General features: G+C 62.9%; 17 protein-coding genes. 8 read left to right on the top strand and 9 right to left on the bottom strand.

Features of this window, described 5'->3' with window-relative positions; translation table 11 throughout:
* Positions 1-70: 70 nt before the first annotated feature.
* A complete protein-coding gene (locus BUC04_RS11320; protein ID WP_067656931.1) occupies positions 71-796 on the bottom strand; it encodes an SDR family NAD(P)-dependent oxidoreductase in 726 nt (241 codons plus the stop codon).
* A gap of 159 nt (positions 797-955) precedes the next feature.
* On the opposite strand from BUC04_RS11320, the gene metA reads away from it, so the two are divergent.
* On the top strand, positions 956-1,891 hold the full coding sequence (metA, locus tag BUC04_RS11315; protein WP_067656928.1) for a homoserine O-acetyltransferase MetA: 936 nt from the start codon (positions 956-958) through the stop codon (positions 1,889-1,891).
* Positions 1,892-2,122: 231 nt separating this feature from the next.
* On the top strand, positions 2,123-3,013 hold the full coding sequence (locus BUC04_RS11310; protein WP_067656924.1) for an aspartate/glutamate racemase family protein: 891 nt from the start codon (positions 2,123-2,125) through the stop codon (positions 3,011-3,013).
* A gap of 79 nt (positions 3,014-3,092) precedes the next feature.
* Here the strand turns inward: BUC04_RS11310 and BUC04_RS11305 are convergent, their stop codons facing one another.
* Entirely contained in the window at positions 3,093-4,583 is a 1,491-nt protein-coding gene (locus BUC04_RS11305; protein WP_067656993.1) for an FMN-binding glutamate synthase family protein, read from the bottom strand.
* Between the two features lie 387 nt (positions 4,584-4,970).
* Here BUC04_RS11305 and BUC04_RS11300 point away from each other — a divergent pair, with 387 nt between their 5' ends.
* The 5 genes from BUC04_RS11300 (at position 4,971) to mmsB (ending at position 10,907) form a co-directional block, all read left to right on the top strand.
* On the top strand, positions 4,971-6,155 hold the full coding sequence (locus BUC04_RS11300) for a thiolase family protein (protein WP_067656921.1): 1,185 nt from the start codon (positions 4,971-4,973) through the stop codon (positions 6,153-6,155).
* Between the two features lie 70 nt (positions 6,156-6,225).
* The gene (locus BUC04_RS11295; RefSeq protein ID WP_067656918.1) at positions 6,226-7,719 is read left to right on the top strand and encodes a CoA-acylating methylmalonate-semialdehyde dehydrogenase; all 1,494 of its coding nucleotides are present in this window, start codon (positions 6,226-6,228) and stop codon (positions 7,717-7,719) included.
* Between the two features lie 9 nt (positions 7,720-7,728).
* Positions 7,729-8,886 (top strand): acyl-CoA dehydrogenase family protein, encoded by a 1,158-nt coding sequence (locus BUC04_RS11290; RefSeq protein WP_067656915.1) that lies wholly within the window; start codon positions 7,729-7,731, stop codon positions 8,884-8,886.
* 12 nt (positions 8,887-8,898) lie between these two features.
* Positions 8,899-10,023 (top strand): enoyl-CoA hydratase/isomerase family protein, encoded by a 1,125-nt coding sequence (locus BUC04_RS11285; protein WP_067656912.1) that lies wholly within the window; start codon positions 8,899-8,901, stop codon positions 10,021-10,023.
* Positions 10,020-10,907, top strand: coding sequence for a 3-hydroxyisobutyrate dehydrogenase (gene mmsB / locus BUC04_RS11280; RefSeq protein WP_067656909.1), 888 nt, complete (start codon positions 10,020-10,022; stop codon positions 10,905-10,907). Before BUC04_RS11285 ends, mmsB begins: the two co-directional genes overlap by 4 nt.
* A gap of 65 nt (positions 10,908-10,972) precedes the next feature.
* Here the strand turns inward: mmsB and BUC04_RS11275 are convergent, their stop codons facing one another.
* The gene (locus BUC04_RS11275; protein WP_067656907.1) at positions 10,973-12,085 is read right to left on the bottom strand and encodes a patatin-like phospholipase family protein; all 1,113 of its coding nucleotides are present in this window, start codon (positions 12,083-12,085) and stop codon (positions 10,973-10,975) included.
* A gap of 426 nt (positions 12,086-12,511) precedes the next feature.
* On the bottom strand, positions 12,512-14,227 hold the full coding sequence (locus BUC04_RS11270; RefSeq protein ID WP_067656904.1) for a proline--tRNA ligase: 1,716 nt from the start codon (positions 14,225-14,227) through the stop codon (positions 12,512-12,514).
* A 166-nt stretch (positions 14,228-14,393) separates the two neighbouring features.
* Between BUC04_RS11270 and BUC04_RS11265 the strand changes: the two genes are divergently transcribed.
* A complete protein-coding gene (locus BUC04_RS11265) occupies positions 14,394-15,887 on the top strand; it encodes a diguanylate cyclase domain-containing protein (protein ID WP_143165689.1) in 1,494 nt (497 codons plus the stop codon).
* On the opposite strand, the gene BUC04_RS11260 is transcribed toward BUC04_RS11265, so the two are convergent.
* From BUC04_RS11260 to BUC04_RS11240, 5 genes are all read right to left on the bottom strand, one after another.
* Positions 15,884-16,498 (bottom strand): acyltransferase, encoded by a 615-nt coding sequence (locus tag BUC04_RS11260; RefSeq protein ID WP_067656898.1) that lies wholly within the window; start codon positions 16,496-16,498, stop codon positions 15,884-15,886. The two genes, BUC04_RS11265 and BUC04_RS11260, sit on opposite strands and share 4 nt — an antisense overlap.
* Positions 16,495-17,190 (bottom strand): tRNA (N6-threonylcarbamoyladenosine(37)-N6)-methyltransferase TrmO, encoded by a 696-nt coding sequence (gene tsaA, locus BUC04_RS11255; protein WP_067656895.1) that lies wholly within the window; start codon positions 17,188-17,190, stop codon positions 16,495-16,497. Before tsaA ends, BUC04_RS11260 begins: the two co-directional genes overlap by 4 nt.
* Positions 17,187-17,549 carry an Rcs stress response system protein RcsF gene (gene rcsF, locus BUC04_RS11250; RefSeq protein WP_067656893.1) on the bottom strand — a complete coding sequence of 121 codons (363 nt, stop codon included), beginning with the start codon at positions 17,547-17,549 and terminating at the stop codon, positions 17,187-17,189. Before rcsF ends, tsaA begins: the two co-directional genes overlap by 4 nt.
* 64 nt (positions 17,550-17,613) lie before the next feature.
* Entirely contained in the window at positions 17,614-18,894 is a 1,281-nt protein-coding gene (locus BUC04_RS11245) for an amidohydrolase family protein (RefSeq protein WP_067656890.1), read from the bottom strand.
* An 11-nt stretch (positions 18,895-18,905) separates the two neighbouring features.
* Positions 18,906-21,851, bottom strand: a complete 2,946-nt coding sequence (locus tag BUC04_RS11240; RefSeq protein WP_159437690.1) for an amidohydrolase family protein — start codon at positions 21,849-21,851, stop codon at positions 18,906-18,908.
* Between the last annotated feature and the right edge of the window lie 68 nt (positions 21,852-21,919).

The raw sequence follows: 21,919 nt of genomic DNA, 5'->3' as shown, positions 1-21,919 counted from the left end.
CTCGGATTCTACCCCCTTGGGCGACAAAGACCAGTGTCTGAGATCCCATTTGCCGCCCGCGGGGAAGGGGTTACTTGTACTTGCGCTTATTGTAGATGAACTCAGGCAGGGCCCGGGTCAGCCAACTGATAAAGCGCCAGCGGCGGGTGATGTACGCGGTATGGCTGGCCTTGCGCAGGGATTTGAGGGTCTGTCGTGCCAGGGTATCCAGCGATGCCGACCAGAAGCGGCTGCCGCGGCCCTGCATCTTGTCGATGTAGCCCATGCGGATGTCACTGACGGTGACCGGCAGCTTGAGACGCTGGGCGTGCAGACGCAGGCCCTGCAGGTAGTTTTGCTGGAACGCCTTGGAGGCGTGGAAGGCCACCTGTGGGCCACCGCGCTCACCGGCGATGGAGGTCAGACAGCCCAGCTGGCCATATTTCTGCGCCACCATCTTGTTGAAGGCGGCGTTGGCCAGGGCGGTAAAGCCGGTGACATTGACGTCGATGATCTGCTTGTCCAGAGACCAGGGCAGCTCCAGATCCAGGCCGCCGGCAGCGGTGTTGATGATCACCAGGGCAGCGCCATCGAGATCCTGCCATAACTGGTCAAAGGCGGCACGGCAGCCCTCGGGATCGAAGATGTCGATGGCCACCACCTGGGTATCGTCCCCCAGCTTGGGCAGCAGCGGCTCCAGGCCTTTGGGGTCGGCGGCCATCAGGCCCAGTCGCACGCCCTCTTGGGCCAGTTGCAGGGCCAGGGCCTGGGACAGGCCGGCGTTGGCGCCGATAAGAATGGCGCTGAGTTGTGTCATAGCTAGGGTTCCATGTTTTTAGTGGCTTGATGATAAAGGCCCCCGCCGGGGGCCTCAAGCTTGCACACGCTGGCGAGCCGATTGGTGAATGAGACATCTGGGCTTGTGGACGTCCAGATGTCTTGGTATAAGTGAGGCAACCAGCCTTGGAGAAGTGCCATGCCCGTTAAGGTCCCCAGTTCGTTACCTGCGTCCGCCATCCTGCGGGGCGAGAACATCTTCGTGATGTCCGATGCCCGGGCGGAGTCCCAGAACATTCGTCCGCTTAAGGTGCTGATCCTCAACCTGATGCCCAACAAGATCGAGACCGAAACCCAGTTGCTGCGGTTATTGGGTAACTCGCCGTTGCAGGTGGACGTAGAGCTGCTGCGGATCCATAACCGCCCCTCCAAGCACACCCCCTGCGACCATATGAACGCCTTCTACCGGGACTTCGAGGAGGTGCGCAACAACAACTACGATGGCCTGATCATCACCGGCGCGCCGCTGGGGGACCTGGAGTTTGAGCAGGTGCAGTACTGGAGTGAGATCCAGGCGATCATCGACTGGTCTCAGCATCACGCTACCTCGGTGCTGTTCCTGTGCTGGGCTGCGCACGCTGCCTTCTACCATCTCTATGGCATCAAGCGTTACCTGCGCGAGGAGAAGATCTCCGGGGTGTTTCAGCACCAGCGGGTGCACGAACATGTGCCGCTGCTGCGGGGCTTTGATGACGACTTCTGGGTACCGCACTCACGCTATGCCCAGGTCTCGCTGGACAAGCTCAAGGCCCATCCGCAGCTGAATGTGCTGGCGGAGTCCGATCAGGCTGGTGCCTACCTGGTGGTGAGCAACAACAATCGCAACCTGTTTGTCACCGGGCACCCCGAGTACACCCGCACCACCTTGCTGGACGAGTATCGACGCGATCTGGCCTCCGGACTGACCCCCAGGGTACCGGACAACTACTTCCCTGAGGACGACCCCACACGGGTACCCCATGCCCGCTGGCACGCCCACGGGGCGTTACTGGTCTCTAACTGGCTCAACTACTACGTCTACCAGCAGACCCCGTTCGACCTGAGCGATATGTCCGGTATGACCCCCTGGGAGTAGGCCCGACCTCACTCGCTTACCGTCCTTTTTAGCACCGCCCGGCTGCCTGCAGTCGGGCTGTGTTGTTGATGCCGCTGGACTCGAGCAGGCTCATCAATCGGGATCGTTACCATCGCAACATGACGTGGCCGAATTGACCTTGCCTGAGGGTTGAGTCCTTCAAAGCCGAGTGGGGAACTGAGCCCGCTGCGCTTATCGTCCGGTTCCTAAACCAATCCAGGGGATACCGCGATGAAAGAGATACTGTTTGGCGTGATGGGCAACATGGGCCCGGAGGCGGATGCCCTGTTCCAGGACATCCTGGCCAAGGAAGAGATCAAGGCCGGCGCCATGAAAGACCAGGACCATATGGGCGTGGTGGTGGTGAAAAACCCGGACATTCCGGATCGTTCCGAGGCGATCAACGAGGGCGGCCAGGATCCGGTGCCGGAGATGGTCAAATCGGCCCAGGCGATGGAGCGACTCGGGGTGCAGTTTGCGGTGATGACCTGCAACACCGCGCACTATTTCCGTGAGGCGGTGCAGGCCCATACCGACGTCTACCTGGTGGATATGCTCAAGGCCACCAGCGACCGGATCAAGGCCAAGGATCCTGAGTCAGTAGTGGGGGTGTTGTGCACCAACGGCACCTACAACTCAGGCATCTACGACCGCTACCTGCAGGCCTCGGGCCTTGTGTTCGTTAAACCCAGCCCGGAGGTGCAGGAGCATTGCGTTCATAGCGCCATCTACGGTGAGGTTACCGGCGAAAAAAGCGCAGGCGGACAGGCGCTGCGTCAGCCCAACGGCATCAAGTCCGGGGTGTTTGAGCCCAATGCCGAGCGTCTGATCGAGGCGATCAATAAGATGGAGCAGCAGGGGGTCAATACCGTGATCCTCGGTTGCACCGAGCTGCCGCTGGTGCGCGGCCTGCTGGAGCAGCGCTTGCCCCACATCCACTTTGTTGACCCGATGGAGGTGATCGCCACGGACGTCATCGAGGTGTACAAGCAGGCCGAGGCGCTGCTCAACTCCGGCTTGCTCTCCTCGGTACCCCGCCAGGTCATGGCCATCGCCAACAACAGGGATCTGGCCGGTTACGTGGCGGCACAGGCGGCTCAGCGACGCGAACGCGGCGGATAAACGGGCTCTCGAGGCCATCATAACAACGGCCCCCAATGGCTTCTCCCTGGGGGCCGTTGTTGTCTGTGTGTCCCGTGGCCTAGCCGGGGCGGACCAGCTCGCTCAGGGGCACCGGCAGGCCATGGTCGTTGATCACCTGGGCATGGTGGGGCTTGAGTTGATGCGGGCCCTGTACGCCACAGGAGTGGGCGATCACCCCCACCTCGTGCATCAGGTTGCTGGCGTAGTTGGCGACCCGCTGACTCTTATCTGCCACCACCAGGCCCCGCTGCAGCTTGGGGTCGTGGGTGGTGATCCCGGTGGGGCAGGTGTTCTTGTTGCACTGCAGCGCCTGGATGCAGCCCAGGGCAAACATAAAGCCGCGGGCGGAGACCACCGCATCGGCGCCGACACACAGCGCCCATGCAACGTCTGAGGGGTTGATTAGCTTGCCGGAGCAGACGATGCGCACCCGCTCAGTCAGGCCGTGGCGTGCGCGCCAGTCCACCAGTAACGGCAGGCTGCGCTTGATCGGCAGGCCCATGAAGTCCATCAAGGATTGCGGTGCCGCGCCGGTACCGCCGTCGGCAGAATCCAGGGTGATGAAATCCGGAGCACAATGTTGGCCACGCTGCTGGATCTGCTGCGCCAGCTCCTCCAGCCAACCGATGGAGCCCATCACCGCTTTAAAGCCCACCGGCTTGCCCGTCACCTTACGTACCCGCTCAATCATGTTCAGCAGATCCTCGACGCTGCGGATCTCGGGGTGGCCGTTGGGGCTGATGGAGTCCTGCCCTGGCGGGATCCCGCGGATCTCGCCAATCAGTTCGGTGACCTTCTCGCCGGGCAGGATCCCGCCTTTGCCAGGCTTGGCCCCCTGTGACAGCTTGATCTCAAACATCTTCACCTGGGGGTGAGCCGCCACCTGTGCCAGCTTGTCATCGCTCAGTCCGCCCTGGGCATCACGTACACCATACTTGGCGGTACCGATCTGGAACACGATGTCGCAGCCCCCCTCCAGATGGTAAGGGGACAACCCACCCTCGCCGGTGTTCATCCATATGCCAGCGCTGGCAGCGCCCCGGGACAGCGCCTGCACCGCCGGTACCGACAGGGCGCCAAAGCTCATGCCGGACAGGTTGAAGAAGCTGGTGGTGGTGTAAGGATTGGTGCAGTGTGCGTCGCCAAACACGATGGGCTCCGGCGGTACCGCATCCTCTTTGAGGGTGGGAAACAAGCAGTTGAGAAAGATGACATCCCCCGGTTGGTTCAGTGGCCGGGTGGAGCCGAAGGCGATGGTGGAGTCGACGTTCTTGGAGGCGCGGTACACCCAGCTGCGCTGAGCCCGGTTAAAGGGCATCTCCTCCCGGTCCTGGGCGAAGAAGTACTGGCGAAAGAACTCCCCCATATGCTCGAACCAGTAGCGAAAGCGCCCCACCACCGGGTAGTTTCGGCGGATCGCCTGGCTGGTCTGGGTGACGTCCCGCAGGTACATCACCAGCACCGCCAATACCAGGGTGCCGATGATAAAGATAAACAGGGCAGCGCTGAGCTCCAGCGCGCGACCGGCCCAACTGGTCATGGATTCCATGATGGCCTCCGCCAAGGGGTGAGTGGATAAGCATAGGAACGGATTTCTTGCCTGATGCTTTCCTGCTATCCCCCGTTTTGGCTTATCGCTAAATCGGTGTTGATTATCTGCTCAGCTGGTCGGATGGCTTCTTGACCAAAACCCTGTCTCAATAGCAGAAGCCCTAGTGACTGATCCGATGTTTGGGAACGCCATCCCTTTGTCATCAGAAGCGATAAAACTGGGGTATGACGCTGGCTGCCGGTCCCTCCCAGAGCCGGTTTCCAGCTGTCACGAAGGCGTGACATTGAACGTCAACCTTTCCGAGTCGTTACGGACTGGTTTACGTTGCCGTAAACGTCACACTTAAAGTAGGCTTGCAACAGATGTTTTACATTGGAGAGTAAAATGGCGAAGGATGCAGTAATTGTAATTGCCGCGGCAGCCCGTACCCCCATGGGGGGATTCCAGGGCAGTCTCAGTGGCGTCGCAGCCCCTCAGCTGGGGGCAAACGCAATCAAGGCAGCGATGGAACGTGCCGGCATTGCGGGAGAACAGGTCGATGAAGTACTGATGGGCTGTGTTCTGCCCGCCGGTCTGCGTCAGGCTCCGGCTCGCCAGGCGACCCTGGGGGCGGAACTGCCGCTGTCCGTGGGTGCCACCACCGTCAACAAGGTGTGCGGTTCCGGGATGAAGACCGTGATGCTGGGCCATGACCTGCTCAAGGCCGGCAGCGCCGAGGTGGTGGTGGCTGGCGGCATGGAGAGCATGTCCGGTGCCCCTTACCTGCTGGAGAAAGCCCGCGCCGGTATGCGCATGGGCCACGGCAAGGTGATGGACCACATGTTCATGGACGGCCTGGAAGATGCCTACACCGGTGGTGCCATGGGTACCTTTGCCCAGAAGACCGCCGATGACAATGGCCTGACCCGAGAGCAGATGGACGCCTTCGCGTTGGAGAGCCTGCGTCGAGCCAATGCCGCTATCGAGTCCGGCGCCTTTGAGGCGGAGATCAATCCGGTGACCATCTCAACCCGTAAGGGCGATGTCACCGTGGCCATCGATGAGCAACCGGGCAACGCCCGTCCGGAGAAGATCCCGGCGCTGCGTCCGGCCTTCGCCAAAGACGGCACCATCACCGCCGCCAACTCCAGCTCCATCTCCGATGGTGCCGCTGCGGTGGTGCTGACCACCGAGGAGTATGCCCAGGCCAACGGCCTGCCGGTACTGGCCAAGATCGTCGGCCATGCTACCCACGCTCAGCTGCCGGAAGAGTTCACCCTGGCCCCGGTCGGTGCCATGACCAAGCTGCTCAACCAGGTTTCCTGGACCGCGGACGACGTTGACCTGTTCGAGATCAACGAAGCCTTCGCCATGGTCACCATGCTGGCGATCCAGCAGCTGGAACTGGATGCGGAGAAGGTCAACGTCAATGGCGGTGCCTGCGCCCTGGGCCACCCCATCGGCTGCTCCGGTACCCGTATCCTGGTCACCCTGCTGCACGCCCTGAAGGCGCACGGCAAGAAGCGCGGCGTGGCGTCGCTGTGCATCGGCGGTGGTGAAGCCACTGCCATGGCCATCGAACTGGCCTAAAGCGTTACGCCGCCCGCCATACAATAACGACACCGGCGGGCGGTGCATTTTTATCTGGGAGAAGCACAACATGACAGCACAAGTTCAACACCTGATCGGTGGGGAATACACCCCGGGATCAGGGGAGACCGCGATCGCGGTAACCAACCCCGCCAATAACCAACCCATCGCCACCCTCAACTGCGCCACCGACAGCGAGATCAACCAGGCTGTGGCGGCGGCCAAGGCAGCCCAACAAAGCTGGAAAGAGGTGGCGGTGTCTGAGCGCGCCCGGGTGATGCTGCGCTATCAGCACCTGCTCAAAGAGCACCATGACGAGCTGGCCACCATCCTGTCCCAGGAAACCGGCAAGACCTTCGAGGACGCCAAGGGTGATGTCTGGCGTGGCATCGAGGTGGTGGAGCAGGCCGCCAACATCGCCAGCATGATGATGGGCGAAACCGTTGAGAACGTGGCCCGCGGCATCGACAGCTACAGCTACATTCAGCCGCTGGGCGTTTGTGCTGGTATCACCCCGTTCAACTTCCCGGCCATGATCCCGCTATGGATGTTCCCCATGGCCATCGCCTGCGGCAATGGCTTTGTGCTCAAGCCCTCAGAGCAGGATCCCATGACGCCGATGCGTCTGGCGGAGCTGTTTGAACAGGCTGGCGCCCCCAAGGGGCTGCTCAACGTAGTGCATGGCCGCAAAGAAGCGGTGGATGCGCTGCTGACCCACCCGGACATCAAGGCGGTCTCCTTTGTCGGCTCGGTGCCAGTGGGCCAATACATCTACAAGACCGGTACCGCCAACATGAAGCGGGTACAGGCCTTTGCCGGCGCCAAGAACCACATGGTGGTGATGCCGGACGCGGACAAGGACACCGTGGTCAATCAGCTGGTGGGGGCGTCTGTAGGCGCCGCCGGCCAACGCTGTATGGCGATCTCGGTGGCGGTGTTTGTCGGTCACAGCCAGGAGTGGATCGCCGAGGTGGCGGAAGCCGTGGCCAAGGTACGCCCCGGTTTGTGGGATGACCCGGATGCCGGTTATGGCCCGCTGATCACCCCCCAGGCCAAGGAGCGGGTATTGGAGCTCATCGCCGCCGGTAAGGAAGAGGGCGCCACCTGCCTGGTGGACGGCTCCGATTTCACCGTCCCGGGCCACGAGAGCGGCAACTGGGTAGGCCCCACGGTGTTTACTGATGTCACCCCCGAGATGCGCATCTACCAGGAGGAGATCTTTGGCCCGGTGCTGTCCTGCATGGCGGTCGACACCCTCAGCGATGCCATCGAGCTGGTTAACGCCAACCCCTTCGGTAATGGCACTAGCATCTTTACCAACTCCGGCGCCGCGGCGCGTAAGTACCAGCACGAGATCGAGGTGGGCCAGGTGGGGATCAACGTACCGATCCCGGTGCCGCTGCCGTTCTTCTCCTTCACCGGCTGGAAGAACTCCTTCTATGGCGATCTGCACGCTTACGGCAAGCAGGCGGTGCGCTTCTATACCGAGACCAAGACGGTCACCGCACGCTGGCCTGAGAGCGGCATTGTTGAGGGGCAGAACCTCACCATTGCGCTGAAGTAAGGAGGCTTTATGGACTTCAATCTGAACGAGGACCAGCAGGCCTTTGTCGATACCGCGCGGCAGTTTGCCGAGGCGGAACTGGCCCCCCATGCCGCCGAGTGGGATCAAAACCACCACTTCCCCAAGGAGGTGATCCAGCGGGCTGGCGAATTGGGCTTCTGCAGTTTGTACAGCCCGGAAGACGCTGGCGGTCTGGGTCTTTCCCGGCTCGACAGTGCGCTGATCTTTGAGGCCCTGGCCGAGGGCTGCACCGCCACCACGGCGATGCTGACCATCCACAACATGGCCACCTGGATGGTGGCCACCTGGGGTACAGAGCAACTTAAGCAGCAGTGGTGCGAGCCGTTGACCCTGGGTCAGCAGCTGGCCTCCTATTGCCTGACCGAACCGGGCAGTGGATCTGATGCTGCCAGCCTGCGCACCAAGGCCGAGCGCGACGGGGATCATTACGTCATCAACGGCAGCAAGATGTTCATCTCCGGCGCCGGCGAGACCGAGCTGCTGGTGGTGATGTGTCGCACCGGCGAGGCGGGCCCTAAGGGGATCTCCGCCATCGCCATCCCGGCGGATGCCGAGGGGATCGTCTACGGCAAGGCGGAGGAGAAGATGGGCTGGAACGCCCAGCCTACGCGCCTGGTGACCTTCGACAACGTCCGGGTGCCGGTCGCCAACCTGCTGGGCCAGGAGGGGGAGGGCTTTACCTTCGCCATGAAGGGGCTGGATGGCGGCCGCATCAATATCGCGGCCTGCTCACTGGGCACCGCCCAGGCGGCACTGGATCGGGCCACTCAGTACCTGACTGAACGACAGCAGTTTGGTAAGCCGCTGGCGGCGTTCCAGGCGCTGCAGTTTAAGTTGGCGGACATGGCCACCGAGCTGGTGGCGGCCCGACAGATGGTTCGCCTGGCGGCCTTTAAGTTGGACCAGGGTGACCCGGAAGCCAGCGCCTACTGTGCCATGGCCAAGCGTTTTGCCACCGATGTGGGCTTTACCGTCTGCAACGAGGCACTGCAGCTGCATGGCGGTTACGGCTACATCCGTGAGTATCCGCTGGAGCGCCATGTGCGCGATGTGCGGGTGCACCAGATCCTGGAGGGGACCAACGAGATCATGCGCTTGATCATCGCCCGCCGTCTGCTGGATCCATCGGCCTCGCCGATCCTGTAAGGAGGCAACACGATGACGCAAGCCGTTATCTACACCACCCTGGCGACCGACAGCGGTCATCAGATCGGGGTGGCATCGCTCAACAGCGAGCGCTCCCTCAATGCCCTGTCGCTGGCCATGGTGGACAGCCTGACCGAGCAGCTGGACCGCTGGGCCGAGGACGACCGCATTGTCTGTATCTGGCTGCAGGGCAGCGGTGACAAGGCGTTTTGCGCCGGTGGTGATATCCGTGCCATCTACGAGGCGGCCAAGGCGGCGCCTGGCGAGCTGACCGAGGCGGTGACCGACTTCTTCAGCCGCGAATACCGGCTGGATCATAAGATCCACCGCTTCCCCAAGCCGATGGTGGTGTGGGGCAGTGGTATTGTGATGGGCGGCGGGCTGGGCCTGATGGCCGGCGCCTCCCACCGCATCGCCACCGAGACCTCCCGCATCGCCATGCCGGAGATCAGCATTGGCCTGTTCCCCGATGTGGGTGGCACCTGGTTCCTTAACCGGATGCCGGGCCAATGTGGTCGCTTCCTGGCCTTGACCGGCTACAGCATGAACGGCGCCGATGCCCGCTACGTTGGGTTGGCAGATCACCTGGTGCTCAGTGAGCGTCGCAGCGCCCTGCTGGATGCCCTGACCAGCCTGGGCTGGCAAGGCGAAGCGGGGGATCGGGACATGCTCAGCGGTTACCTGCGTGGGCTGGAAGAGCAAGACCTGCCGCAGCTGCCGGAAAGCCTGCTGCACCGAGAGCAGGCCAGTATCGATGCGGTGATGCAGGGTGATTCCTTGGCCCAGGTGGCCGGGCAGTTAAACGAAGCCGCCAGCCAGGCTGACTGGCTGGCTCGTCCGGCCAAGACCCTGCAGGCCGGCAGCCCCATCACGGCTCACCTTATCTGGCACCAATTGAGCGCCTGCGGGGATTGGTCTATTGAACAGGTGTTCCAGCAGGAGCTGGTCTGGGCGGTACGCTGCGCTCAGCAGGGGGATTTCGTTGAGGGCGTGCGGGCCTTGCTGATCGACAAAGACCGCAACCCTCAGTGGCGCTTTACTCAACGGGAAGAGGTAACCCCGGACTGGCTGGCACGGTTTCATCAAAGCCCCTTTGCCACCAATCCGCTGGCGGATCTCACGGAGGATTATCAATGAGTACCATCGCATTTATCGGCCTGGGCAACATGGGGGCGCCGATGGCGCGCAACCTGATCCAGGCGGGACACACGGTTCGGGTGTTTGACCTCAATGAGCAGGCGGTCCATGCCCTGGCGGAGCAGGGCGCCTTGCCCTGTCACACCAGTTGCGGCGCGGTGGCCGGGGCGGCGGTGGTGATCACCATGCTGCCCGCCGGCAAGCATGTGCGGGATCTCTACCTGGGCGAGGGTGGGCTAATCCGCAAGGCAGCCCCTGGCACCTTGCTGATTGACTGTTCCACCATCGATGCGGCCAGTGCCATCGCGGTCAGCGAAGGGGCGGCGCAAGCGGGGCTGGAGTTTGTCGATGCCCCGGTGTCTGGCGGCACGGCTGGCGCCGCTGCCGGTACCCTGACCTTCATCTGCGGCGGCAGTGAGGCGGGCTTCGACGCGGCCAAGCCGCTGCTGGCGGACATGGGTGCCAACATCTTCCATGCCGGCAACGCCGGTGCCGGTCAGGTGGCCAAGATCTGCAACAACATGCTGCTATCGGTGTTGATGATCGGCACCAGTGAGGCGCTGCAGCTGGGCCGGGATCACGGCCTGGATCCCAAGGTGTTGTCGGAGATCATGAAGGTCAGCTCTGGCGGCAACTGGACCCTGGAGAAGTACAACCCCTGTCCCGGGGTGATGCCGACCGCTCCCGCCAGCAATGGCTACCAGGGCGGCTTTATGGTGGATCTGATGGCCAAGGACTTGGGCCTGGCGATGGAAACCGCCGGCCAAACCCGCAGCGCCACCCCCATGGGCGCCCTGGCCACCAGCCTGTATCGACTGCATGCCGGTCAGGGCAACGGGCCACGGGACTTCTCCAGCATCTTTGAGCAGTTCGATAAAGACTGAAGCTTTGCTACTGGCCGAGAACAACGCCTCCGCTCTGACCGAGCGGGGGCTTTTTTTGTCAGTGGCTAAAGCCGGAAGAAGTGCTTGAGCTCGCCCTTACGCGCCAGTCCGTCCTGGTAGCCCAGCTCGATCAGCTCCTCGCAGTAGGGCGATTCAAACATCAGGTAGCTCAGCAGGCTGGAGTCGCTGTCATGATCCAGCCCCAGGCTTTTCAGCATCATACGAACCGCACGGGGCAGCTCACCGTAGTGACTGCGGGCGATGGCATCGAGGTCTTCACTGGGCTTGATCACCAGGGTCTCGATCGGCTTGAGCGGCTGAGCCTGGCGCAGCTTTTCCGGGATCAGGTTGAGCGAGCGGTTGATCCGTTCCAGTCGCTCCAGATCTGAGTTGAGGGTGTCGGAGAAGATGGTGTCCAGCATGTGGCCGGCGATGTCACCGGTGTCCGGCGCACGTCGACGCCGCTCCAGCGGCAGGGTCTGGTGGGGACTGTCCAGGTTGATCACCAGGATCTTCTCCGCCCCCAGGTGGATGGGGGGACTCAGCGGCGACATCTGCAGTACCGAGCCGTCGCCATAGTGATCGTTCTCCAGCCGCACCGAGGGAAACACCAACGGGATGGCGGAGGAGGCCAACAGGTGGTCGATGGTTAGGCGGCTGGGCTGGCCGAAGCGTCGAGCCCGCTGCCAGGGCACGATGCTGGGATCGCCCTGGTAGAAGTTGACCGAGCAGGGGTGGTAGTAGCGGGTGGCAGAGAGGGTGACGGCCCGCAGGTAGCCCTTCTGGATATGGCGATCCAGCCGGTCCAGCGGGATGATCTGTTCCAGCAGGGCCTTGAGAGGCTGGTTATCAAACAGACTGGGGGGGTGTCCCTTGGGTCGGCGCAGCAGTCTCAGAAGCTGGCGACCTACGCCGGTGGGGTCGGCCCGGTAGACCTGCTCGGTGCGAAAGTGACGCCAGATGTACTCCACCTTGCGTACCCCAAGGTGAAAGCAGCTGGCGTAACAGGCCAGCGCAGCGGCATTGATAGCACCGGCGGAGGTGCCACAGAGGATGCCGCAGGGCAAGCCGTGGTTGCGCGGATAGAAGCTGGCGATCGCCTTGATCACCCCTATCTGGTAGGCCGCTCGGGCACCGCCGCCACTGAGTTGAAGGGCGTACTTGCTACTGTCCTGCAACGGTGCGTATCTCCCTATCTCTTTGTAAAAGATTGCTTAATCAGTATAGACAGGGATGCGGGAGCGGGAGCTAGGGGCTAGGGGCTAGGGGCTAGGCGCTAGGTGTTAGGAGCTTGGAGCTAGGAGCTAGGTGTTAGGTGTTAGGAGCCAGGAGCTAGGAGCTAGGAGCTAGGCGCTAGGAGCTAGGTGTTAGGTGCTAGGAGCTAGGAGCTAGGAGCTAGGAGCTAGGAGCTAGGAGCTAGGTGATAGGGGCTAGGGGCTAGGCGCTGGGAGCTAGTAGCTATAGGGGATAGGCGCTAGGCGCGGGAGGCTAAGCGAGGAGCCAGGTTGAATTAGCGAGTCGGGCCCAAACAAAAACGCCAGCTCCGAAGAGCTGGCGTTTGGGCGTTTTGGCTTTTCTCTGCCTAGGACCTAGGCTTGGAGGCCTTATTGACCCAGCTGCTGCTGGATAAAGCTCACCACGTCGTCGATGGCCACATCGGACTTCTCGCCGCTACGACGGGACTTGTACTCGATGTTGCCGGCGTCGATGCCGCGCTCGCCGATAACGATGTTGTGGGGGATGCCGATCAGCTCATGATCGGCAAACATCACACCCGGGCGATCTTTACGGTCGTCGAACAGCACCTCGATGCCCGCCGCGGTCAGCTCGGCGTAGAGCTTCTCCGCCAGTTCCGCCACGCGGTGGGACTTGTGCATGTTCATCGGGATGATGGAGACCTGGTAGGGCGCGATGGCGTCCGGCCAGATGATGCCGCGATCGTCGTGGTTCTGCTCAATCGCAGCAGCCACGATGCGGGACACGCCGATGCCGTAACAGCCCATGATCAGCGGGGTGGCCTTGCCCTGCTCGTTGAGCACGGTGGCGTTCATCGACTCGGAGTATTTGGTGCCCAGCTGGAAGATGTGACCCACCTCGATGCCGCGGGCGATCTTCAGGGTACCCTTGCCGCAGGGGCTGGCATCGCCTTCGATCACGTTACGCAGATCGGCCACCTCTGGCAGCGCCACGTCGCGCTCCCAGTTGATGTTGAAGTAGTGCTTGCCGTCGACGTTGGCACCAGCGCCGAAGTCGTTGAGGGTCTCCACTGAGCGGTCGATGATCAGCGGCAGCTTCAGATCCACCGGGCCCAGGGAGCCCGGGCCTGCACCGATGGCGGCGCGGATCTCTTCCTCGGTGGCAAACTGCAGCGGCTTGGCGACCTGGGGCAGATTCTCCGCCTTCACCTCGTTGAGCTCGTGATCGCCACGCACCATCAGGGCGACCAGCTCAGCATCCAGCTCTTCAGCGGCTTTGACGATCAGGGTCTTGACGGTCTTGTCGATGGCGATGCCGTGCTGCTCCACCAGCTCATCGATGGTCTTGGCGTTGGGAGTATCCACCAGGGTCATCTCAGCGGTGGCGTCACCACGTTCGCCCAGGGCCAGTGCCTCGGCCTTCTCGATGTTGGCGGCGTAGTCGCTGTCGGTGGAGTAGGCGATGGCGTCCTCACCGGACTGGGCCAGCACCTGGAACTCGTGGGAGTGGCTGCCACCGATGGCACCGGTGTCCGCCAGAACCGGACGGTAGGCCAGGCCCATGCGCTCGATGATGCGGCAGTAAGCGGCATACATGGAGTCGTAGGTGGCGTCCATGGTGTCCTGGTCCAGATGGAAGGAGTAGGCGTCCTTCATGGTGAACTCGCGGGCGCGCATCACACCGAAGCGCGGACGGCGCTCATCGCGGAACTTGGTCTGGATCTGGTACAGGTTGATCGGCAGCTGCTTGTAGGACTTGATCTCATCGCGGACGATGTCGGTGATCACCTCTTCGTGGGTCGGGCCCAGAACGAAGTCACGGTGATGGCGATCCTGCAGACGGGCCATCTCCGGGCCCATGGCGTCCCAGCGACCGGTTTCCTGCCACAGATCCGCGGGCTGAACCACCGGCATCAGGGTTTCCACGGCACCAGCGCGGTTCATCTCTTCCCGCACGATGTTCTCCACCTTGCGCAGGGTACGCAGACCGGTGGGCAACCAGGAGTAGAGGCCGGAGGCCAGTTTACGGATCATACCGGCACGCAGCATCAGCTGATGGCTGACGATCTCGGCGTCGGACGGGGTCTCTTTCAACGTGGAGACCAGGGTTTGACTGGTACGCATGGGGCTGTCATTCACCTTCAAAAAATCAGCCGACTATTTTATCAGTCTGCCGCCACAAGTCTATGTCCGATGGGGGCGTAGATGGATTCAATGGATTTGGCGCTAATTCACTATTTTGCCTACGCTTTACTGTCCTAGTGTTGAATTTTCCGGCAAGGATGCCATGGTGCGTTGGTTTGCAATACTGCTCTTCCCCCTGTTGGTTGGCCTGCTCAGTGCGGGCGCGGCCTGGTGGGGTGAGCGCCATCAGCAGCAGCAGCATCGTCAGGTGCTGGCCCAGCATGCCCAGGTTCAGGGGGAGGCGGTGAACTGGCGGCTGCGCACCACCCTCGAAGCACTCTATCCCATGGCGCTGATGCTGGCGGACTCCCCCCGCCCCAGTGCCGAGCGATTCCGCTACCTGGCCGAATCGGTACAACAGCGTCAGCCTCAGCTGCAAAGCCTGCAGTGGATCCCAAAGGTACTGGCTCATGAGCGCCTTAACTGGGAGCAGCGCCGTCGCGGCAGTCTGCCTCATTTTCAGCTGCGCGAGCGCCAGGGGGCACGCTGGCAACCGGTGGGAGAGCGGCCCTGGTACCTGCCCATCTATCATGCCCATGGCGACGAGCCACTGGCGGCGCATTTGGGTCAGGACCTGGCGATAGAACCCCGCAGCCTGGCGGCTTTCACCCGGGCCCGGCTACAACGAAGCCTGGTGTTCAGTCGCGCTTCGGGGCATGGCCCCGATACCCTGTGGGCGGTGCTGCCGGTATGGGGCAGCCCTGGTCAATTGTTGGGCTACCTGAGAGCCCGGCTATCGCTGTCAGAGCTGCTGATCCCCGACGTTTTGTCTGCCGAGCAGGGGATGGCGTATGCGCTCCAGAGCGCTTCATCGCCAGACTTGCTGCTGGCCACGCCCAACTTCCAACGCCGGGTTGATACCCAAACTGAGCCCTTACCGGCCATTGGTGGACAGCAGTGGCAACTGCTGGTGTCTGCCATCGACTGGGGGCCTCGATGGTATGGTCTGCCGCTGTTGCTGGGGCTTTTACCCTGGTTGCTGGCGGCGGGGGGCTTGGCCATAGGTCAGCTGCTGCGGCTGCATTGGCAGCGTCGACAGACGCAGCAAAGCGACGGCGTGGCCCCGGTGGCGCAGCCGTTTCGATGGCGTGAGGATGAGCTGGCACCGCCGGCCCAATACGATGAGGTGTTGGCGGCGGAGTGGGATGCGGGCCGACGCAGCGGCGAACCGTTGTGCCTGATGCTGCTGACCCTGGATGATCCCACGGTGTTCCAGCAAGCCTTGGGGGAGACCGCCTTTGTCCAGTGCCAGCGGGCGCTGATCCGCCACTTACGCCAGCGGGTGCGCCGCCCCCGTGATCTGATGGCCCAGGATGGGGCAGGGCGGATCGCCTTGGTGTTACCGGAGACTACTGAGAATGCGGCGGTGCTGGGTCAGGCCCTGGTGGATTGGGTAAGGCAGGCCAAGCTGCCACTGGGACGCGACGATGGCCTGGGGGCGATGACCGTCAGCATCGGCGTCGCGGTGATGATCCCCGGCCCCCGCAGTGACGCCTTTCAGCTGCAGGAGCTGGCGGATCAGGCGCTGTACCGGGCCACCCAGGATGGCGGTAACCGGGTGATCTGCTTTGGCAGCCACGCCCACTTGCGCATTGCCTAAGGCTGCTCTTCTCGGCGGTCGCCAATCACTCTCGCCGGGTTACCCGCCACCTTGGCGTAGGCCGGCACATCCTTGGTGACCACTGCACCCATGCCAATCACCGCGTGATCGCCTATTGTCACGCCATCGACGATGCCCACCCGGGCACCGATCCAGACGTCCTTGCCGATCACCACCCCTTTGGAGCTGACCCCTTGCTGGTACAGCGGCTTATCCAATGCCATGCCGTGGTTGAAGGCGTAGATGGAGACGTGATTGGCGATGCGGGTTTGATCGCCGATGCGGATCCCGGCCTTGCCACCATCCAGGCTACAGCCATGGTTGATGCTGACCTCGTTACCGATGTCGATGGGGCCATGGAGGAAGCTCTCGGCGGCCACCATACAGCGATCGCCAAAACGAATGGCCCGACCGGGTTCAGCGAACAGCGCCAGATCCGGTGCGATGAAACAGTCCTGGCCAAAGCTGACGGTTTCCAGTTCGCTCAATTGTGCCTGGATATCCGCTTGCCAGGGCTGGGCCCAGGCCAGGTGTTTGGGTTTGAGCCGGTAGTAGAGCCAGGGCATCCAGGCCAGGCGACGCTGGTGTTGGGCGCGGTAGCGCTCGGTCATAGTGGCACCACGTCGGTGACGCAGTTGCAGCCGTCGGTCACCACCCAACGCAGATCCCGGTCATGCAGTTGCACCCCGTATTCGCGATCGGCGCTGCGCTGGTAAGCCGGGCGGGGATCCTGGGCCAGCACCTGTTCGGCCAGGCGCTGGAAGCCGGGATGGGCTTGTTCTGCTGCCGCCATCGCCTCGCTGGCCTGGGGCAGCACCCGCATCGGCATCGGCGTTGGCGCCTCTTGGGCATAGCCGCCCTCGGCGTCAGGCAGGGCATCCGAGTAGGGGATGTAGGGCTTGATGTCGTAGATGGGGGTGCCATCGAGCAGATCCAAGCCGGCGATCTCGATAAAGTGCTGCTTGCCCTCCTGGCCGATGCGGTGCAGTTTCACCACCGACATGCCCAGGCCATTGGGTCGAAAGGTGGCCCGGCTGGCAAACACTCCGATGCGGGCGTTGCCCCCCAGCCGAGGTGGGCGGACGGTCGGCTTCCAGCCCTGGGCCAGGTTCTCATGGAAGCTGAACAGCACCCAAAGGTGGGAGAACTGCTCCAGCCCCTTGAGACACTCGGCCCGGTTGCACTCCCCCTGCAGCTCGAGCCGACCGATGGCGGCCGGCACCAGGTTGGGCTGGCGGGGAATGGCAAACTTCTGCTTGTAGGGCGAACGGCACAGCGCCACCGGGGTCAGGCTGTGGCTCATTGCGACAGCACCGCGGCCTCGCCGTAGCAGGCGATGCTGGCCAGGCAGCCATCGGTGTTGGGCTCCAGCTCGGCACAATGCTGGATTCGAACCGCATTGGCCCCCAGTTCGGCCGCCGCTTTTCGCAGCTCGGTGCGGGCATCGGCGGTCTGGGGAATGGGGTCCCGGCTGCTGGCCTGGCAGCTGTAGCCTTCCACCAGTCCCAGGCGCTCGGCGTTGCTGGGGATGTGTTCCACCAGCTGCACCTGTCCCGGGGCAAAGTAGGTTTCAAAGTTCTTGGGATCCAGGTTGCTGGAGAAGCTGTAATCGCTGCTGCAGCCGGCCAGCCACAGCAACGAGAGGGGGATCAGTATGCGCATGGTGCCCGCCAAAATTTAGGGTTTGGCGGGATTGTACCATAGCGTTTGGACTGGGGTTTGGCCGTTAATTCCGTTCCTTATACTTGCGGTATAGGCGGCTGTGGCGGTTGTCGAGATCCACCTTTTTGCCCTCCAGGTACATCGCGCTGACCCCGGCCTGACCCATGTCCAGCAGGTCGCCCTTGCTGATGATCAAACTGGCGGGGGCCCCCACCTCCAGCTTGCCTAGGGCGGGTACCCCAAGCAGTTGAGCGGGAACCTGAGTGATGGCGGCCAGCGCCACCTCGCGGGGCAGGCCAAAGGCGACCGCCTGACCGGCGGCAAAGGCCAGGTTGCGACTGTCCCAACTGCCCGGGTAGGCCAGGGCCATAGAGAGCCCTGACTGATGCAGCATGGCGGGGATCTGAAAGGGCAGGTCGTAGGGGTCATCCGGTCGCAAAGGCAGGCTGTTGGCGTGGGTGTAGATCACCGCCACGTCCGCCTCCAGCAGGGCGGCGCTGACCAGGTAGGCGTCGTAGCCGCCGACCAGCACCCCCTTGAGGTTGTAACGCTGCAGCAGGTCGAGGGCGTGGCGGATCTGGCGCTGATCATCCGCATGAACAAACAGCGGGACCCGGCCCTCCAGCAGCGGCGCCATCGCCTCCCAGCGGGTATCGGTCGGCAGGGTCGGATCCACCGTCCGGGCGCGTTGGTAGCGCTGTGCATCTTCAAACGCCTGCAGGATCCCCTGGTGGGCCTCCCGGTAGTCGGCCAGGGCCTCGTTGCGCGCCTCCTCATCGCCGATGGGCAGACGAGGGTCGGGCCAATAAAGGTGCAGCCCGGTGTCGGCCTTGACCAGGCTTTGTCCCAGGTTCCAGCCGGACAGATGGATCAGGCTGGAGCGACCGGCCAGGGCACTGCCCTCCGGGGTGAGCTGGGCGTAGCCAATGCCGTTGGCTCGCAGGGTAGGCAGTACCTCGGTGTCCGGGTTGAAGGCCACTGCCGCCTGCAGTTGGGGATTGACGGCCCCCACCTCCCAGGTATCCACGGTACTGCGCACCATACCGATCTCACGCAGGCCAACCTGGCTGATCAGCGCCACCAGCGGCGGGTAGAGGTGCTGGCCTTGCAGCTCGTGCACCTCGGCGTTGGGCGGGATCGCCAGATCCTGACCGATGGCCTGGATCCGGCCATCGACCATCAGCAGGTCGTGCTCTGCCAGCGGGCCGTTGGGGCTGTGGATGGTAGCGCCTTTAAGCAACAGCGCCTTAGCGGCAGTGGTCTGGGCTGCCACCATGCCAGGCAGCAACAGGCAAACCAGCAGCAAGCCGGGCAGGAGCAGCAAGGTAACAAGACGTCGGATCATGGTGCAGCTCCTTAGTGGTGATGGCCGTGATGGTGATGACCGTGCTGGCCCAGGGTTTCGCAGTGCCAGGTGGGGCTGGGGGGCGGTGTCAGCACCTCACCCCAGTGATCCGGCCCGTCGTCTCTCAGTACCTTCTGCACCAGTTGCCAGCGCTCCTTGGCTTGCTGTTGGCGCAGCTCCCGGTCCTGACTGCGGGAGAAGCGACTCTGGCCATCCACCCAGGTTTGCTCAACCCGGGCATAGACCGACAGCGGCGGGGCACTCCACAACACCAGATCGGCGTGTTTGCCCACCTCGATGGAGCCAACCCAGGGGTCCACCTTAAGCTGGCGGGCCGGGTTGATGGTGACCATATTCCAGGCCTGCTCCGGGCTCATGCCGCAGTACATCATCGACTTGGCCGCTTCCTGGTTGAGCTTGCGGATCAGGTCATTGCTGTCGGAGTTGATGCTGGTCAGCACCCCTGCCTCGGTCAGCAAACAGGCGTTTTGCGGGATGGCATCGTAGACCTCGAATTTGTAGGCCCACCAGTCGGCAAAGGTGGAGGCGCTGGTGCCAAACTCCGCCATCTCCTGGGCCACCTTGTAGCCCTCTAGGATGTGGGTGAAGGTTTGCACCGGGAAGTCGAGCTCCTTGGCCAGGTGGATCAGTGCCAGCACCTCCGATTGAACGTAGGAGTGGACATGGATGTGGCGCTGCCGTTCCAGGATCTCCACCAATGGCTGCAGCCGGTGGTTAGGGCGCGGGGCCAGCTGTTGGCTCTGCTGAGTGCGGCGCAGACCCTGGTAGGCCTGCTGTTGGCGTTGGTAATCCCGGGCGGCGGTAAAGGCGTCGCGCAGCATGGCCTCCACCCCCATGCGGGTCTGGGGATAGCGGCTGGTGTAGCTGTCGCCCCAGTTGGCTTGCTTGACGTTTTCCCCCAGGGCCAGCTTGATGGCCGGTGGCGCCTGCTCGAATACCAGGTCTGGTGCCTGCTCGCCCCAGCGCAGCTTGATGATGGCGGACTGGCCGCCGATGGGGTTGGCGCTGCCATGCAGGATCTGGGCGGTGGTGACGCCGCCGGCCAGGGCGCGGTAGATATGGATGTCACTGGGGTCGAGTACGTCACCGATGCGCACCTCGGCGGTGTTGTTGTCGCTGGCCTCGTTGATGCCGCCCTGCAGGGCGATGTGGGCGTGTTCGTCGACGATGCCCGCGGTCAGGTGACGGCCACGACCGTCCACCACACGGTAGCCCTTGGGGGTGATCAGGTTCTCCCCCATCGCCTCGATCTTGCCGGCGGAAACCAGCAGGTCCTGTTGCTCCAGCACCCCCGCCTCGGTGGAGGTCCACACCGTGGCCCCCTTGATGTGCCAGCGGTCCGGCCCTTGGGCGGAGGGAACCCCGAAGGCCCCGTTGGGCCAGGTCAATTGGCTGACGTACTCCGGCTCGGGCCCTGCCGGGGCCTCGGCTTCCGGGGGCAGGGTTGCGGTGGCCCGGGCCTGCAGGGTCAGCTGCTCGCCACTGGGCAGGTGCACGCTACCCCACAGCCGCTGCTGCTGACGCTGCAGGGTGAACTGGGCGATACCCGGCAGGCCCAGCTCTGACAACTCGGCCTGGAAGTGGAGGGTGTTGCCGTCGACCCTAATCCGGTGCAGTTCGATGGCGGCTTCGCCCTGCTCCAGGGTGCCTTGCCACTGTTGGTCACGGGTAACAGAAAGGATCAGCTGGTGCTGTTCCAGGTCGAGCTGATAGCTGCCGGCCAGATCCGCGTTCGGCTCCAGCGGTTGGTAGTGACCGTTCAAAACCAAGCCATGCAGGCGACCTTCGGCGAACAGGTCCCCTTGGCTTATCACCAGATCGGCCTGGTAACCGGGGGCCACCTTGCCCAGTTGGCCGGCCAGGCCGAGCCATTGGGCCGGGGTGGTGGTCAGCGCGGCCAGGGCATCCTCATTGGAGAGACCATGACTCATTGCCTGGCGCAGTCGTGGCCAGAACTGATCGGCCTCGATGCCGTGCTGGGTCAGCGCAAAAGGCAGGCCGGCCTGGGCGACCGCGGCGGCGTTGCCTGGGCTACGCTCCCAATGGCGCAGGGCCATCAGACGAACGTCCGCTCCGTCGAGGGCATTATCCAGCTTGGGCTTGGCAGCAAATTTCAGCGGCAGGATCAGGCGAGCGCGGTACTTGGATAAGGCCGACAGTCGCTCAAACTCCAGGCCGCTGCCAAGCACCACAGGCTGGGCATCAAACTCGGTCAGCAGGGTGTGGATACGCAGCACGTCGTCCGGGTAACCACCGGCAAACCAGAGTGGGGTCTTGTTAAATCCGGCCAGTGCCGACAGGCTGGCCTGGGGAGCCAGGCCGGCCTTACCCTGTTGCTGACGATACCAGAGCGCGTCGTCCAGGGTTTGCCGGATCAGCGCCATCGAACCCATCAGCGAGCTGGGGTACTCCAACTCGGAGCTGCCCTTGTCAAAGGAGAGCCAGTGACCGGTGCTGGCATTGAGGGTGCGCTCACTGCTGTCACCGGGGGCCAGGGAGGCGACAAAGCCCTGGCCGCGGAAGATACCGTCCTGCCAGGCTGAGTGAACATGGGTAAAACCGTTCTGCTGCCACTGCTTGGCCTGATCCGGATCAGGCTGGAACTGGCTGGCCCATTGCCAATGACTTTTGACCGCAGGATTGGGGTGCTCGGCACCTTTGGGCGCGACCTGATAAAGCGGGAACTCGTTATATTCCTGCCACTGGGGTTGGCTGAGCCCATATTGGGTGAAAGGGTCGATAAACCCGGCATAGACATAATGGCCGGGCAGGGCAATTTCAAACGCGCCTTCGGGAACAGAATGTGACGGGCTGACACTGAGGATCTTGCCGTCTTTTAACACCACGGTAGCGTTGTTGATTATTTCGCCAGGGGCGGTGACCACCGTTACTTGGCTTAACGCGGTGTGGTTGGGGGTATGCTCTGAGATACCCAACTCATACTGCAAAGGATTCGCGCTCAAACTGGCGGTGAATATGCCGAAAAAAAACGACAACTTACCGC

The organism is Ferrimonas marina, assembly GCF_900129905.1.
In the GTDB taxonomy this organism is placed as follows: domain Bacteria; phylum Pseudomonadota; class Gammaproteobacteria; order Enterobacterales; family Shewanellaceae; genus Ferrimonas; species Ferrimonas marina.
This window is presented reverse-complemented; position numbering and strand designations above follow the sequence as displayed.